The 15243-nt window shown below is 66.0% G+C and carries 15 protein-coding genes and 1 pseudogene; 9 read left to right on the plus strand and 7 right to left on the minus strand.

The features are described 5' to 3' along the window. Positions 1-16 precede the first annotated feature (16 nt). Both WKC72_RS09465 and WKC72_RS09470 read right to left on the minus strand, forming a co-directional pair. On the minus strand, positions 17-1339 hold the full coding sequence (locus WKC72_RS09465; RefSeq protein ID WP_370182388.1) for a cytochrome P450: 1323 nt from the start codon (positions 1337-1339) through the stop codon (positions 17-19). Between the two features lie 208 nt (positions 1340-1547). Continuing rightward, positions 1548-2129: a transposase gene (locus WKC72_RS09470; RefSeq protein ID WP_370182389.1), complete on the minus strand. Its 582-nt coding sequence runs from the start codon at positions 2127-2129 to the stop codon at positions 1548-1550. A 262-nt stretch (positions 2130-2391) separates the two neighbouring features. Between WKC72_RS09470 and WKC72_RS09475 the strand changes: the two genes are divergently transcribed. After that, positions 2392-2523: a hypothetical protein gene (locus WKC72_RS09475; RefSeq protein WP_370182390.1), complete on the plus strand. Its 132-nt coding sequence runs from the start codon at positions 2392-2394 to the stop codon at positions 2521-2523. A 203-nt stretch (positions 2524-2726) separates the two neighbouring features. Here WKC72_RS09475 and WKC72_RS09480 read toward each other — a convergent pair whose 3' ends face one another. After that, complete coding sequence (locus WKC72_RS09480; RefSeq protein ID WP_037231402.1) at positions 2727-3398, minus strand: helix-turn-helix domain-containing protein; 672 nt, start codon at positions 3396-3398, stop codon at positions 2727-2729. A 52-nt stretch (positions 3399-3450) separates the two neighbouring features. Between WKC72_RS09480 and WKC72_RS09485 the strand changes: the two genes are divergently transcribed. Together WKC72_RS09485 and WKC72_RS09490 are read left to right on the plus strand one after the other, a co-directional pair. Continuing rightward, on the plus strand, positions 3451-5022 hold the full coding sequence (locus WKC72_RS09485) for an MFS transporter (RefSeq protein WP_370182391.1): 1572 nt from the start codon (positions 3451-3453) through the stop codon (positions 5020-5022). A 109-nt stretch (positions 5023-5131) separates the two neighbouring features. Next, positions 5132-6037 (plus strand): alpha/beta fold hydrolase, encoded by a 906-nt coding sequence (locus tag WKC72_RS09490; protein ID WP_370182392.1) that lies wholly within the window; start codon positions 5132-5134, stop codon positions 6035-6037. 408 nt (positions 6038-6445) lie between these two features. Here the strand turns inward: WKC72_RS09490 and WKC72_RS09495 are convergent, their stop codons facing one another. Beyond that, on the minus strand, positions 6446-6742 hold the full coding sequence (locus WKC72_RS09495; protein ID WP_235214661.1) for a lipase family protein: 297 nt from the start codon (positions 6740-6742) through the stop codon (positions 6446-6448). Between the two features lie 651 nt (positions 6743-7393). Between WKC72_RS09495 and WKC72_RS09500 the strand changes: the two genes are divergently transcribed. From WKC72_RS09500 to WKC72_RS09510, 3 genes are all read left to right on the plus strand, one after another. Beyond that, positions 7394-7582: a hypothetical protein gene (locus WKC72_RS09500; RefSeq protein ID WP_174484669.1), complete on the plus strand. Its 189-nt coding sequence runs from the start codon at positions 7394-7396 to the stop codon at positions 7580-7582. Beyond that, positions 7579-7779 (plus strand): hypothetical protein, encoded by a 201-nt coding sequence (locus WKC72_RS09505; RefSeq protein WP_162484012.1) that lies wholly within the window; start codon positions 7579-7581, stop codon positions 7777-7779. The genes WKC72_RS09500 and WKC72_RS09505 overlap by 4 nt, the downstream gene beginning before the upstream one ends. Before the next feature lie 318 nt (positions 7780-8097). Next, a complete protein-coding gene (locus WKC72_RS09510) occupies positions 8098-8448 on the plus strand; it encodes a hypothetical protein (RefSeq protein WP_128970086.1) in 351 nt (116 codons plus the stop codon). Positions 8449-8762: 314 nt separating this feature from the next. Here WKC72_RS09510 and WKC72_RS09515 read toward each other — a convergent pair whose 3' ends face one another. Continuing rightward, complete coding sequence (locus WKC72_RS09515; RefSeq protein ID WP_370182393.1) at positions 8763-10007, minus strand: hypothetical protein; 1245 nt, start codon at positions 10005-10007, stop codon at positions 8763-8765. Positions 10008-10301: 294 nt separating this feature from the next. Between WKC72_RS09515 and WKC72_RS09520 the strand changes: the two genes are divergently transcribed. The 3 genes and pseudogenes from WKC72_RS09520 to WKC72_RS09530 all read left to right on the plus strand — a co-directional run. Continuing rightward, positions 10302-10928, plus strand: a complete 627-nt coding sequence (locus tag WKC72_RS09520; RefSeq protein ID WP_037231408.1) for a hypothetical protein — start codon at positions 10302-10304, stop codon at positions 10926-10928. Next, positions 10929-11573 (plus strand): RES family NAD+ phosphorylase, encoded by a 645-nt coding sequence (locus WKC72_RS09525; RefSeq protein WP_370182394.1) that lies wholly within the window; start codon positions 10929-10931, stop codon positions 11571-11573. A 125-nt stretch (positions 11574-11698) separates the two neighbouring features. Beyond that, positions 11699-11893, plus strand: a pseudogene (locus WKC72_RS09530) (hypothetical protein); the annotation flags it as partial. Positions 11894-12455: 562 nt separating this feature from the next. Here WKC72_RS09530 and WKC72_RS09535 read toward each other — a convergent pair. Both WKC72_RS09535 and WKC72_RS09540 read right to left on the minus strand, forming a co-directional pair. Then, the gene (locus tag WKC72_RS09535) at positions 12456-13865 is read right to left on the minus strand and encodes an FAD-binding oxidoreductase (RefSeq protein WP_370182395.1); all 1410 of its coding nucleotides are present in this window, start codon (positions 13863-13865) and stop codon (positions 12456-12458) included. A 9-nt stretch (positions 13866-13874) separates the two neighbouring features. Then, positions 13875-15071 (minus strand): Ig-like domain-containing protein, encoded by a 1197-nt coding sequence (locus tag WKC72_RS09540; protein WP_370182396.1) that lies wholly within the window; start codon positions 15069-15071, stop codon positions 13875-13877. Between the last annotated feature and the right edge of the window lie 172 nt (positions 15072-15243).

Raw genomic sequence — 15243 nt, forward strand, 5'->3', positions numbered from 1 at the left:
TCGGCGCACCACCGGGTCAGGCGAACGTCAGGTGGACGGGCAGGCGCCGGAGTCCGCCGACGAAGTTCGTCTGGATCATCTTGGGGTCACCGGTCACCTCGATGCGCCGGAGTGTGGGCAGCAGCTCCTCGAGCATGACCTTCATCTCGAGCTTGGCGAGATGCTGTCCGATGCACATGTGCGGGCCGTAGCCGAAGGCGATCTGCTTGTTCGGGCGTCGATCGATGTCGAAGGTGTCCGGATTGTCGAAGACTTCGGCATCCCGGTTGCCCGACTGGAACAGCAGCATCAGGCGGTCGCCGGCCTTGATGGTGCGTCCGCGGAGTTCGTAGTCGCTGAGAGCGACGCGGGTGAACTGCTTCACCGGCGACACGATCCGCAGTGCCTCGTTCACGAGGTGTGGAACCAGGCTGAGGTCGCCCTGGACACGCTCGAGGATGTCGGGACGTGCAGCCAGCTGTTGCAGGCATCCCGCGAGGGTGCTGGCCGTGGTGTCGTGGCCGGCGGTGGCGATGGCCACGAACCATCCGTAGGCGAAGGTCTTGGGGAAGTACTCCCCGCTCGCGTCCTTCGCGACGGCGATGAGGGTGGCTAGATCGTCGCGCGGTTCGGCGCGCCTGTTCTCGACGAGAACATCGAAATACGCGTAGAAGTCCGCGATTGCCGCCGCCCACTGCTGTGCCGCGGCGTCGGGAGAAAGGGTTTCGATGTCGTCGCGCTTCGCGTCCGGGTCGGCGACTCCGAAGAGGTCCTGCGTCAGCGCCATCATGCGTGGTTCGTCTTCCACGGGAACACCGAAGAGTGACATGATGACGTGCAGCGGGAAGAAAACCGCGAACTCGTGCACGGCATCCAGGTCTTGCTTTCCGGACACGAGGCGCGCGACGGATTCCCGCGCGGTCTCGCGAATGCGGTCTTCCCACTTCTTGAGGTTCGCCGGGCGGAACCAGTCGAACGCAACGTCCTTGATCGTGGTGTGTTCCGGCGGGTCGAGGTAGGGCAGCGCGTCGAGGATGCGGAGACTGCCACCGGTGAGTGTCTTCGTGAACTCGTCACCGGCCTGATTGGTGAGAATCGGGTTGTGCGAGCCCTTGTTCTCGCCACCACCCGCACTGAAGATCTCTGGCTGTCGCTCGATCTCCATCAGGTCGGCGTGCTTGCTGACCAGCCAGAGGGGGTCGTACCCCTCTACCCGTGCCTGCCCGAGGGGCTGGTTCTCGCGGAGCCACCGGTACGCCTCGTAGAGTTTTGCGTCGTCGCTGTGTCCCTCGGGGAGGACGATCTGCCTGCCTATCTCGTCGGGAACTGTTGTGGTGTCGGCGGATTCGACTGTCGTCATGATCAACCTTCTCTCTGGGGTGGGCTGAAGAGAGCCGGACGCATGAGGGTCACCCCCTACGTACTCATGCTCTGTGACTCGAGTCTCATGGATGGTCACGATGGGTGCGTCACCCGGATGAGGTGTTTTGATCCCGCTTCGGAGGGGTTGAGCGGTGCTGAGTGCGCGCGGGGCGGCCTTGACTGCTTTGGTCGGATAATATCTATACTTAGACCGAATTGAGTGGCAGAATACTGTCCATGGCGCGGACGAGGCGATGGTCGTTCTTCCTGGCAGCGGTCGTAACCGCGATGGGCCTGAGTCTTAGAAAGTGTTCTGAAAGTGTCACGCCGCGCGGGTCGACTGCCAGGGGAGTGATCATCGCCTCCGAGTGCGCCGGGAGGCGTTCGTAGTCGTGGTCAAGTCGACGGCCACGCACGATCCACGCCAGTGTCCGTTCGATTAGCCAACGGTGTGGCAGCACACTGAATCCGACCTTCCCCTTGGGTTTCCGCACGATATCGAGCGTCATCCGGCAATGCTCCGCGACCCACGCGACGAGGCGTCCGGCGTAGCCGCCGTCTGCCCACACCAACACCATCGACGGCATCACTGTCTTCGCCCGGGACAACGCCAGGCGCCCGCCGTCGCGGTCTTGTACGCTCGCCGCGGTCACCAGCACGACCACCAACAGGCCCAGCGAGTCAGTGACCACGTGTCGCTTCCGGCCGTTGACCCGTTTCCCGCCGTCCCATCCGCGGGTGTCCGTGCCGACCGTGTCGGCGCCCTTGACGGCCTGCGCGTCGACCATTCCTGCCGACGCCATCGGATCCCGGCCGCTCCGGGGAGAAGGCGTTGTACCGATCCGCCTCTTCCCGGCGATACGCAGCGCAGGAGGTGATCGTGATGCTGGACATGCCGTACTACTTCCCCCCGCTCATGCCCGTCATCGACGCACTGGTCGCGGCAGTGCGGTGGCGGCAGGCGCTTCCATTCACGGTGTAGTGATCCCGCCGTACGGGTTGGGACGAGCTGGATGGTGTGGACCCTTGGTTGGTGCCCATAGTTCGCTGGTGGAGTTCCTGGCACTGAATCCAGTACCTGCCGCGCCCGAGAGCGCCGAGACGCAGATGGTCGACGAGGATCAGCCCGCCGCCGCCGGCGACGGACGGGCGGTGACGGGCGTGTGGTTATCGCGATTCTGAAATCGGCGTCGAGTTCAGCAGAATTGGGCCTTGACCACCTGCCATGACGGAGTTCGTCAGCGTGAGCATCTATGGCGAGGACGCGGTGATCGCGTCGGTGATCTGCCCGGCCTGCTGAGCGGTCAGGTCGCGGACGAGGCCAAACCGGGTTGTGTTCGTCGCGGCGGTCGTGCCGCTTGACTTCCCGGACCCGCGTCGATCCGTCAGATGCTCTCTCTCGGCCGGGCGGTCAGTGCCGATGAGGTCAGCGCGAAGAAGCGTCGGAGCGCGTCGGCGTCGCCGGTGACGTGGGCGTGCGGGCCTTCGGTGCGGTCGCCGGAGAGTGTGCGGAACACCTCCTCGGATGAACCCGCCACGATCACCTCGGCCGGCTCGCCGGCGCTCGTGACCGACGCGCGAACTCCCGTCGGGTCGGAGACGAGCAGCAGACTGTCGCCGTCGGCATCGATGCGTACCGTCACCGCGGGAACCCCGGAGTCCTCCTGCGTCGCGGCCGGCTCCGGAAACAACGCCATGATCGCGAATACCAGCCACCGTCCTCTGCTGTGGTCCTCGCCGGTACCCGCCGACATCAGGGGCACGCCCCACCGCGCGAGTTCGACCAGGGGGCGTTGCAGTCCTCGGCCCCATTCGGTCAGGGAATAGACACGCGCGGACACCGGCGCGGGCGCATCGGTCGCCGCGACAACTCCCGCCTCTTCCAGGGCTCGCAGCCGACTCGCCAGCAGGTTCGTAGCGATCCCGGGCAGCGCCTTGTGCAAATCCGAATACCTGCTAGGCCCGACCAGCAGTTCGCGGACCACCAGCATCGTCCACCGATCACCGACCACATCCAGCGCCCGCGAGAGCGAGCAGAATTCCCCGTACGACTTCACACACCCATCTTACACTTGACATTTTCTTCGTCATGCTTGAAATAATAAAGTCGTGAACTCAATCATCCAAGAGCGACGCCAGACGTCGCGCTCGGCGGTCCTGCTCGTGTTGTGCGCGGCGACTCTGGCGATCAGCCTCGCCACGACCGTGATCAATGTGGCCCTACCCTCGCTCGCACTGGATTTCCAGGCGACCAACCGGGAACTGCAGTGGATCGTCGATGCCTACAACCTGCTCTTCGCCACCTTCGTTTTGGCGTTCGGTAGCCTCAGCGACCGCTACGGACGTAAGGGCGCCCTGCTTCTGGGGCTGACGATCTTCGGCGGCGGAGCTGTCGGAGCGTCGTTCGCCGAGAGTTCGGGACAGTTAATCGCCTGGCAGGCGGTGATGGGGCTCGGCGCAGCATTCGTCTACCCGACGACACTGTCGATCCTGTCCAACGTCTTCACCGAACGCGCAGAGAAGGCCAAGGCCATCGGAATCTGGGGGGCCACAACAGGAGTGGGTGTGGCGTGCGGGCCGATCCTGGGCGGCTGGTTGCTCGAGCACTTCTGGTGGGGGAGCGTCTTCCTCGCGCTCGCCACCGCAGCCGTCATCGCGATCGCGGTGTCGGCGGGAGTGGTGACTACCTCCCGTGACCCCAGCACACCGCCCCTCGACGCCGGTGGCCTGGTCCTGTCGGTGCTCGCAGTCGGAACTTTGGTCTACACCGTCATCGAAGCGCCGGAACACGGCTGGGCCAGCGCCGCGACCCTGGGAGGATTCGCCGTCGCCGCGGCACTGTTGTTCGCTCTCGTTATGTGGGAGCGCAAGCAGATCGACCCGATGATCGACGTCACGCTGTTCACCAACCTGCGTTTCACCGCTGCCAGCGCCGCGGTGACCTTCGCCTACTTCGCGTTGTTCGGCTTCATCTTCCTCATCTCCCAATACTTCCAGCTCGTGCGCGGGTTCGGCCCGTTCGACACAGGATTGAAATTCATTCCGGTCGCGGCGTCGATCGCGGTAGGGTCCGTCCTCGGCACCATCCTGGCGGTAAAACTGGGCAACAAGCTGATCGTCACCGTCGGCCTCGTCCTGTTCACCTCGGCGTTTCTCTGGATCTCCACGCTGAGCGAATCGACGAGCTACACCGAGATCGCCTTGCAGATGGTCCCACTGGGTCTCGGCCTGGGACTCACTTCGGCTCCGGCGACCGAAGCGATCATGGGGGCCGTGCCGCTGGAGAAAGCGGGTATCGGATCGGGGATGAACGACGCCACCAGGGAGGTCGGCGGAACGCTCGGAGTCGCGATCATCGGCAGCGTCTACGCCTCCCTGTACGCCTCGTCTCTGGCAGCATCCGACGCGGCGCAGGCCCTCCCTGAAGAGGTGAAATCTGTTGCCGGGGAGTCTATCGGCGCCGCGGTATATGCCTCCGAGCAGCTCCGCGGAGGCGGCGACGAGATCACAGCGCAGGCGGTGTCACACGCTGCGAACAGTGCCTTCCTCGACGGCCTGACGGCCGGATCGTATGTCGCCGCGGGAGTGACCGCGCTCGGTGCCATCGTCGCAGCGTTGTTCCTGCCGTCGCGACCGAAGGAAGAGTCGACGGTGCGGCTTGTCGAGGCCTCACGGCGATGATGGCGTGCACCGGGCCGATGCTGCGTCGTCGAGACTTACCGCGACGACAGCGCAACCATCACATGCTAGCTTGAGAATATCAAGTAATCCTGGAGTGGGGAGTTCACCAATGGTCGCCGGCGATCCCAGACCCAGCATCACCATCGCGGGCACGACGAGTCATTTCCTGGACCCGTCACCCGACGACGGCCCGCTCGCCGGCCGATTGCGTTATCTCATGGGTGGTTCCGGGTCTCCGGTTCTGCTGTTGCACACCGTTCGTACGCAGGCGGAACACTTCCACCGCCTCATCCCGTTTCTACTTCGGCACCACACGCTCTACGCACTGGATCTGCCGGGGATGGGTTACTCGGACATCGTGCCGGGGGCGTCCTACGACGAACCTGCGATGCGTGCCGGCGTGAGACGGCTGCTCATGCACCTGGACCTGCGCGAGGTGACGGTGGTGGGGGAGTCGATGGGAGCGGTCCTTGCCCTCACCACCGCGGCGGAGTCTGCGGGGCGAGTTCGGCGAGTCGTCGCGATCAATCCCTACGATTACGCGGGCGGGATTCTTCGTTCCGGTGTACTTGCGCGCGGCATCATCTCGGCCATCCTCGCGCCGGTCATCGGCCCTCGGTTCGTGACGGTCGAACCGAAACCCGTCATGCGTGCAATTCTGCGAGGTGGTCTCGTCGACGACTCCGCTCTGACGAATGAATATCTGGACGAGCTTCTCGCGGTGGGGAAGCGGCCCGGTTATGCCTCGGTGGCCCGTGCCGTGTACGGCGCTCTGCCGAGTCTGGTCGCTGCCAGGTCCGTGTATCCACGGGTGACGGTTCCCGTGAATCTGGTCTACGGGGAACACGATTGGTCCAGGGCGTCCGACCGCGACGCGAACAACCGTGCGCTGCCCGGTGCCGAGTTCGTACAGATACCGGATGCCGGGCATTTTCTTTCCCTCGAGAAGCCTGCTGTCATTGCCGCGCTGCTGGATCGGTCAGCAGTTGGGGAGGATCACGAGACGAGTAGGTGAACCGTCCGGGGTCGAATGAAGGCCTCGCTCAGGCCACCTCGAGGACCAAGGCGCACCGCCTCCTCCGCGAGACGATCGATCTGCCCCCGAACTCGAGCCAGACGTGGCTGGCGGGAGATCGCTGAGCACGAGGCAAACGAAGGGACGCTCGCCGCGACGGAGGACGCCTACGCCGCACCGAATCGGGCTACGCGATCGGCGTCTGCGCTGAATTGGGAGCCCAGCCCGCTGTGATCACAGTGAGAGCGGCTCTGAGATAGCGGGGCTTCCTGTGTCGAAGGTCCGAGACGATCTCCGGACCACGCCGACACACGCCGACACACGCCCGGAATTCGTCACCGACTTCGGTTGGCCTCATCCGCCCACTCCGTCATACCGAGCCGGCTTCTGTTGACGATCGGCAAGTGGTCAATGGTTGAACCTGTCGATGAGCCATCCGACAGCGGTCGGATTGTCGAGGAGCAGCCCGGCCGAATGCCCTGCAACCCCGGCTTGCGGGAGCAGTGGGGGCGTGTCGAGTTTTGCGACGGTCACGTCGGCACCCGCTGCACGCCAGGCGTTCGCCATTTCGTAGGTGTCCGCGGCAGGGGTGACGTCGTCGCTGACGTTCTGGGCGACGAGTACGGGTGCGGCAGGAGCGCTTCGGCCCAGGTCGAAGCTGTCGAGGACAGCCTTGATCGCGGGATCGGCCTCGAGTTCGTCCACGATCGGGCGACCGCTGACCGACAGCGAGCTGGTGGACTGAACGCATGGAGCACGGCGGTGTCATTGCATTCGGTCGCGGTGCGGTGCAGGAAATCGATGCCGGCGGGGTTGAGCATCGACGTGACCGTCGTCGTGAATTCCGGGTGACTCGGCGCTGGTCCGGTTCGACCACGAGCGCAAAACAGATCCGCCCCGCCGCCGAGCACGTGAACCTGCTGATGGAGTGCGACCTGGACCCGTGGGGCCCTGGACAGGTGGTCCACCGAGAATCCGCTGATCGGGGACCAGCGGCCAGTGGACCGACTCAGCGCGCACGCGCTGACCGAGGCAGAGGTGGAGCTGATGGTGGCGGCCGAGCAGAGGGGGGATGGAGTGATCCCGGGGCACAGTGCTGCAACGGCCGGCCCGCAGACCAGGCTTATTCTCGCGGGCACCGCACTGCACCGGATCTCGAGTACCGGGTCCGGGCACCCGCCGAACTCGTTCAAAGCCAGCGGCATCCGAGCGCCCGGTCACCCACTGCCCGGGTGGTTTGATCTGATCGACGAACTCCCACGGCGGTTACCTGTACGTCGCATCGTCCCTTGCGGGAGCCGTCACCGGCATCCCGCGCGACATGCACATCCCGCGGTCGGGGACCATGCGCCGGAAATGGCTCGCCGACAAGGCACACACCCGGAGGGTGTGGATCGGTACGTCATGGCGGCGTCCCTGCTGGACGGCGACCTCCGATCGCTGAACCTGTCGGGGACCTTGGTGGGCTGTGACCGCGGCGCCTACCCCTGGTCCCGCACCACCTGCCATCAGATCCTCGACGTCAACCCCGGTGCCGACGGGTGAACTATCACTGCCGCTGCAATCCCGCCGAACTCGCCCTGATGCTGCTGAACCGCGGAACCCTCGACTCGACCGCACTCACCATCGCCGAATCCCACGACGTGCTGACCGACCCGGACACCTTCGACGAGGTGGGCGAGGTCCTCGACGAGGTCCACCACCTGAACTATGTGGGTGCGGGCAGCGCCCGACTTCCGTAGCCCGGGCCTGGAACCGGACACGCACGGTTGGATCCGCATCCCGCTCCACGACGCAGTATTCGCAACCCGTAATGGGATCGGATATCAATTGGGAGGCGTTATCAGGTGTTGCCTCCTCTTGGTCTCCTTGTGGCCGTGATAGTGGGCTCAAGCACTTTCCCGCCGTTTCTCTGTTCCGGGGTGCGTTTCGCGTCATGGCAGTCCCGAGATCTCGGTGCAATGCCCGAAGGTTTCAGTCCCGTCGATTTCTCATCGGCGGAACTAATTGCGGTGCAATCACATTCGGATGTCAGCGTCGGAAGAGAATGCTTGGCCGGGTTGGCCACAGCCATGGTGGCCGGGGCCGGTTGCGGGATCGTCTTGTGGCTGTCCGGGTGGCGGGTGGTGCGGGACGAGACGAGCGAGGACGAACGCCGCCGTCGGCGCACCTTCCTGCTCGGCCGGACCGTCGCCGCGGCCCTGGCTGGTATTACCGTGGGGCTGCTGCCGATGCTGGTGCTGATCTATGCCGCTTTCACGGCCACCGTGAGCATCGCCGTGGAATGGGCTTCGGTGCTGGTGCTCTACGCCGGCAGCGCGGTCCTGACATACGGGTACGCGCTGCTGGGTGTTTGGTGGGTGTTGGCCGGGTCGGGTGATGATCGGCGTCCGCGACCGCGCGGATGCTAGCGGTGTTGCTGCCGGTCGGTGCGCTGACGGCGACGGCCGCCGGTGTGGGCGCTGCTGGGCTGTTCGGGTATTCCACCGTCCCTGCGACGTTCGTATGCGTCATCGCGGTGGTGGCCGCCGTCCTGACGGCAACGGCGGCGCTGGCGCGGGTCTGGCCCGGGCCCGGGGGAGGCCGACGGCGCCCGGTGGCCTCACCCAGTTTCACCCCGAGTCGTGGCGTCCTCGGCCGGCGCTGTGTTGTGGCGGATTCGCTGCAGCGGCAGTCCTTCCTGTCGACAGCTTTTTCGTCGCGATCGTCCCGCTCGAGGGCGCGCTCACCATTTACATCCGCACCGGTGTTGTTGGTGTGGTGTCAGGGTTGTGTGAGCTCTGGTGGGATGTGTGTCCACAGGGTGCGGTATCGGTGGGGTGTGCGGGCTTTGCGGGTGGCGCGGATCCAGTCGTGGGTGTTCTGCGGTGGCCGGCGGAATCGCATCGATCGTGGTGGGGTGGTCGTGGGGGTTCTGGTGTGCCAGCACAGGGCGGCGAGCAGCAGTGTCGCGGCTCCGGTGGTGATGGGAACGGTGGGGTTCGGTGACAGCAACGCGGTCGCCGTGACGAGCCCGGTGCCGACCAGCAGTGTCGCGATGGCTGCCCGAACGCAATGGAGTTTGACTCGGTGCTGCGCTGCCGGTGCGGAGTTCATCGACGTAGGCGTCCCACCAGTAGTGGGTGTTGTGGGTGGTTGCGGTGTGCCACTGGACGAGCTGGTCGTACCGTGCGCGGTAGTCCTCGTGTGCGCCGGTGGCCTGCGTCTTCGCTGCGTGCAGTTGGGTGTGCACGGTGGGTGCGGGTGTGATCTTTCTTTGTGCGGCAGTGGTTTTGTATAGTTGCCCGGCAAGTTGTGTGCCGAAGGCCGACGGTGTGGTGAGGTGTTCGGCGATCTGGTGGCGGTTCATCGACACCACGACCGGGTCGAGGGTGGGGACACCGACTCGTACCTTGCCGAGCATCGCCTCGATGTCGGTGACGGCTTTGGAGCCGTTGGAGGAGATGACGGTGATGTGGCGGAGCTTGTCCGGCCACTTCAGGCTGATGGGGATGCCTTTAGTGAACAGGGACTTGGGGAAGCCGAGGCTCTCGAGCCTGTCTCGATGTGCGTTCTCGGCGACGGTCACGGGCCCTGGGTCTGTGCGTTCGGGGTAGATCTGGTTGGCGCGCAGTTGCAGAGCGCGGGTGTAGGAACTGACGGTCAAAATTCCTGCGATGGTGACTCCGGCGCCGTTGGTGATGTGGTCGCCGAAGCGGCGTCCCACACGGTGTTTGAGGAATGCGCCTACTGCGGCGGCGACATCTTTGCTGAAGTACACGGGTATGCAGTCGACGGCGCGGCCGTGTGGGGCGGCGAGGTCCATCTGCCAGCCGCCACCGGAGAGTCGTCGGACCCAGCGGCACTCCCCGGTGATGACGATCTGCATGTCCACGCTCTGAACGAGGTGGGTCTGGACGTACTTGCTGGTTTCTGCGAGGGTCAGACGGCGTCCGCGGCGTCCCGCCCATTGCGCTACTGCTGTATCCACCCCGATGAACCCTTCCTCCCCGCATGTGCCTTACTTGCCGCCCTGACGTGTGTGGTCGGGGCAGCGCACGACAGCCTGGCACATGGTCCCGACACCGCACGAAGCCCCGCATGTGCGCCGCGGGCGGACGGGCCGAGCTGACCGGTTCTTCAGCGGCAGGTGGCATACCCCCGGCAGGAGGTCATCAGGTGAGTCGCCGGCACCAGCCCGTCACGGGTGCGGTAGCGGCCCCTCTCGTTTCGCGCTATCATGAATTTGTGTGTGATAATAGATGAAAGTAAGGGGCTGGGCGTGATGAACGAGGCCACCGATGCCAGCACCGAAGCCCGCTACCTACGCGGCGATCTCGGCTTCGAGGAGGCGCTACGAGAGGTGACCGGCACCGACGTCGGCCGGAAGTTCTTTGCCCAGATCCTGCACAGCCTCTCCGACCGGAACCCGGCGGCACCGCCGCTGTCCGACCACGACGCAGCCCTGCTCGATCAGGCCGGGTTCGTCGACGACCCGGCCGCGGCGACGACCGCACGGGTGGACCGCGGCATTCGGATGCAGGAACTGGTCCGCCACTCCCTGTCGATCGCGGAGGCCGCGGACCGTCTCGGGGTGACCGCGGCCCGGATCCGGCAACGCCTCGGCGAGGGCACCCTGTGGGCGTTCGCGTCGGGCCGGAACCGGTTGCTCCCGCCCGCTCAGTTCACCGATACCGGTGCGGTGCCGCACCTCGACCAGGTGATGCCGTTGTTGGCGAAAGACCTGCACCCGCTGACCGTGCAGGCGTTGCTGACCCTCCCGCAACCGTCCCTGACCGTGGAGGGCCGGCCAGTGTCGATCGTGGCCTGGTTGACCGGCAGCGCCGGAACCGCCGCCGACATCGAACAGGTCCACGACGTGATCATCGCCGCCGAATGGGAATCGGCATAGATGGGGTCGATGCTGCCCGCACCACCGACCATCGCCGACCTTCGTGATGCCGGCGTGCGCGGCGAGGAAGTGATCGACTGGCAACCGGCCGAGGCGGTGTGGCGGGTGCATCGCACCACCGGCACCCATGTGCTGCCCTGGAACGGACTGCGCACGTTCGGGCCGATCCTGCGGTTCGACCACCACCCGCCCCCACGCGCCGAGCATCCCGATTACGGCATCTGGTACGGCGCCTCCAGTCCCCGCGGCGGGCTGGCCGAGGCGTTTCAGAGCGCCCGGGTGATCGACCGCCACCGCGGCGATCCGTATCTGACCGGGCTGCGATTCACCCGGCCGCTGAGACTGCTCGATGTGTCCGGCATCGGCGAGGGGACGTGGGCGACACGGGTCGGCGGCAACCACGCCCTCGACTCCGCCGCGCACGGCCGAACCCAGCACTGGGCCCGCACCATTCACCGCGCCCATGACGATCTCGACGGGATCGTCTACCGCGGCCGGTTCGCCGGCAGTGTCTGCATCGCGATCACCGAACGCGCCGCCGACGCGTTCCCCGTGCTGCCGGCGTTGTCGCTGCCGTTGTCGCATCCCGGGTTGTCCGGGCCGATCGACAGCGCGGCCTATCAGCTCGGCTACACCATCACCTGACGCTGCGACACACGCGAGGGCGAATCGGTTGGGATCGCGGCACATGGCGTCCCGGCACCGGGGCCGCGATGCTGACGCTCGTTGCGCGGCGAGTAGGAGCTCCCACCGCCAAAACGCGAGTTCCAAGAGCAGCCGTCTCCCGGTACCGGTCCGGGGAAGCGAACGAGTTGCGTGCCGACGCCAGCAAGAAACTCAAACTCGTGAAGGCCCAGGAAATCATGAAACGCGCCGGAGTGTTGCGCCCGGACGGAACACCGAAAAGAGCGGTTATCCGGGTCAAGGGTGGTGTCATGGTCCGCAACGGTGCCGACGAGGGCTACGTCGTAGGCCTCGAGAATTTCCATGATGTCCCTGTCAGACTTCTTCATGCGTCCCTCCGGTGGGAGTCGCTCAAGGTGGTCGAAGACCTCGAGCAAAACCCTGGAGGGGCGTCGGTGTCAGGACCGACACACCGCCGGCCCCATGCCCATCGACAGGGCGATCAGCTGACCGTCAGCAGGGACGAACGTGTCCGCCTACAGGGAGGTTGGCAGGTCCGCTAGCAGTCTGCGTGTCGAAGACGGTCGGATGGCGGTGGTTCCGCGAGGCTGGCGGGGTGATGCCACACCCTCTACCTGATCGTGCTGTCGCCTCGCAGCGGTCGGGACGAGAACACCTCTTTACAGCTATCATGCGGAGGGGACGAGTTGGTCCCCGTCCCGGTCCAGACGAGTTCGTCCGTCAGGCATGTGCTGCGGGGGATGCGGTGCAGGTGGTTCGTCCCCCCCCCGACGGAAATCGCACCGCCACTTGATCTCCGGTGCACTGGATGCGGTCGATTTTCCTCGCGGCCCGTTTCGCCGGTGTGGCTCCCGTTGGCGATTGCGTGTGACACCCGGAATCTCAGAGCGGATAGTGCGTCAGCACCCCCATCGGATCGTGCCTCTGCCGCAGTTCTCGCAGTCGGCGAAGGTTCCCGCCGTAGGCCGCGTCGATCTCGGCGCCGGTCTCGGGAAAGCCCGGCCGGACCTCGACGCTGTAGACGCCGATCGTGTGGGGTGCGAGCGCGTCGAGGGTGCCACCTGCCCACGACAGGCAGGCGGCACCGTCGTAGGGGTCGGACCAGATGGCGTTGAGCGGAATGTTCCACTCGCCGCTCCGGCCCCAGAACGCGGTGTCGCCGTCTCTGACGTCGGCGAGGGCTCCGCCGGTGTGCTGGAAGTCGATACGACATTCGCGCGTCGGCGCCCCGCGGATCTGGGTGGCCAACGCCTCCGCGAGTGGGGAGTCGAGGGTCGGTCCGGTGAAGACCGCCTTGCCGAAGAACGACCCCCGGCGCTCGCCCGGTCCGGGCAGCCGGATCGGTTCCGGCTCTGCGCCGCCCGGTCCGGGTGGTGCGAATTCGGGTAACCCGGTGAGGTAGGTGCCGGACAACTCCGACCGGTACAGGACGCTGCCCGACACGTCGGCGACCGCGGTGGCAGCCGCCCGGGCGCGGTCGATGTCGGATTCGTCCCCGCTCGCACATGCGGTGTACACAAAGAGGACGGGTTCTTCGGGAGACAGTGCGCTGTAGCCGAGTACCGCGCCCATCGTCGTGTCCCGCGGAAGCGTCGGGGCGACACGGAAGTAGGTGGCGAGCGCCTCGAGTCCGAGCACCATGCGGTCGACCCACACCGGACCCACCGGGTGTGTCCGCAGCACCGCCGACGTCACGACGCCGAAGCACGGCGCGCAACCCCGGACCGCCCACCACAGATCCGCCTCGTCGCCGGTGCTGGCATCGGACAGGTGGACGACCTCGCCCGACGGAAGCACGAGTTCGACCTCGGCGAGCTGATCGAGCGTCAATCCCAGACTGCGAGTGAGGTATCCGACGCCGCCGCGGGTGACGAGTCCGAACCCGGCGTGGCCCACGATCCCCACCGGTACCACCCGGCCGGTGGGTGCGAGCGCGTCCAGCATGGTTCCCACGGTGGCACCGCCGGCGACGACCACCCGGTCGTCGTCGGGTCGGGCCGTGTTCAGGTGCGCCGACAGGTCGAGCATGACGGCATCGTCGGCGACGCAGTTGGAACTCAGCCCACCGCCGCGGACGGTGACGGTGCCGCCCGTCCGATGCGCGACCCTCATGACGGTGGAGACCTCCTCCACGGACACCGGTTGGACGACGCAGGACGGCCGGCGTCTCGCGGCATCGGGAAAGAACACTCTGCCCAGTGCGGTGCGGTAGTCGTCGGTGTCCGGCAGATGAACCCGGTGCGGGAGAACCGCCTTCAACTGCGCGACACATTCCGCGGATGGTGAACTCACGAGCGCCTCCTATCCGGTTGCGTTACCTGCCTGCCACTGATCCCACGGGACCTCCCAGTCCCCGTACGTGTCCCACACGGGCAGGAGCGGTCCGCCCGAGTTGGTGATTTCGACGACGTCGCCGATACCGAAATGGTCGAACATCCACTGCGCGTTGGCGGGTGCCAGGTTCACGCAGCCGTGGGAGACGTTGCTGCTGCCCTGGTCGCCCACCGACCACGGCGCCGAGTGGACGAACTCGCCGTCGTTGGAGATCCGCAGGTTGAGATCGACCTTTTCGCGGTAGTAGTCGGGGTCGCCGGCGCAGACCCCGTACGTGCAGGAGTCCATGATGATGCTCTGCTGCTTGTCGGAGATCACGTGCGGACCCTCGTGCGAGGGGTGGTCGGGGGTGCCGAGACTCATCGGCATCGCGTTCTCCTGGACGCCGTTGTGGAACACGGTGAGCATCTTGCTCGCCCCGTCCGCCTTGGCCACCCACGAGTCGTGCACGGTGTAGTCGGCGGAGTTGTTCTCGGCGCCGAAGGTCCCGTCGCCCAGATCGACGCCGTACACGTCGGCCTCGATGTGGATCTTGGTGCCGGGCGCCCAGTATCCCGCCGCTCGGTAGTGCGCGTTCTGGTCGTCGGTCCAATACCAGGCGCCGGGCTGCGGCGGTGTCGTCGTCACCTGCAGTCGCTGCTGCACCTCGGCCTTGTTCACGACCGGTGCGGTGAATTGGAAGACCATCGGCTGGCCGACGCCGATCCCGGTGTCCGCGACGACCTCGGGTGCCGGGACGACGTTCGCGTACGCGGTGGTGCCGGGCGTCAACGTCGTGACGGTGAAGGTCTGCTCGACCGGGGCGCCGTCGGGGTTGACCGCGTCCGCGACGACTGTGTACGTGGAGCCGTAGCCCAGCGGTTGGCTGCTCGTCCAGTTCGTGCCGTCGGGCGTGAGGTTTCCGGCGACCGGTGTGTTCTGCTCCGCGGGATTCGTGACGGTCACGGCCGTCAGCCGGCCGCCCGTCGCGGTGACCACGATCGGGGTGGTCGGGTTGATCGGCGCCCCGTCGGAGGCGGGGACGGCAATCGAGGCGGGCGCGGACTGGGAGGTGGTCGGGGGTTCCGAGGTGCCGGTGTCTCCGATGGTGCATGCCGTGGCCAGGAACGTCATGGCCACCACCGCGACAATGCCGGCTGTCCGTGTGCGAAGAGTCACGACCACCTTCTTTCGGATCTGGATCAGCGCTCGCCGTCCTCATACTGCCAGCGATCGCCTCGGAGGTTCCTGTGAGACACCCGCCCCGCTCGCCCTGCCTGCAGGAATTCGAGCGCGTGGCGCCTCCCTTCGGTGCATTAGACAGCAGTGCTGATGAAAATTAGTGTCTGTTTCGTCG

Origin of the sequence: Rhodococcus wratislaviensis (genome assembly GCF_041228765.1) — a bacterium.
Classification (GTDB): Bacteria; Actinomycetota; Actinomycetes; order Mycobacteriales; family Mycobacteriaceae; genus Rhodococcus_F; species Rhodococcus_F wratislaviensis.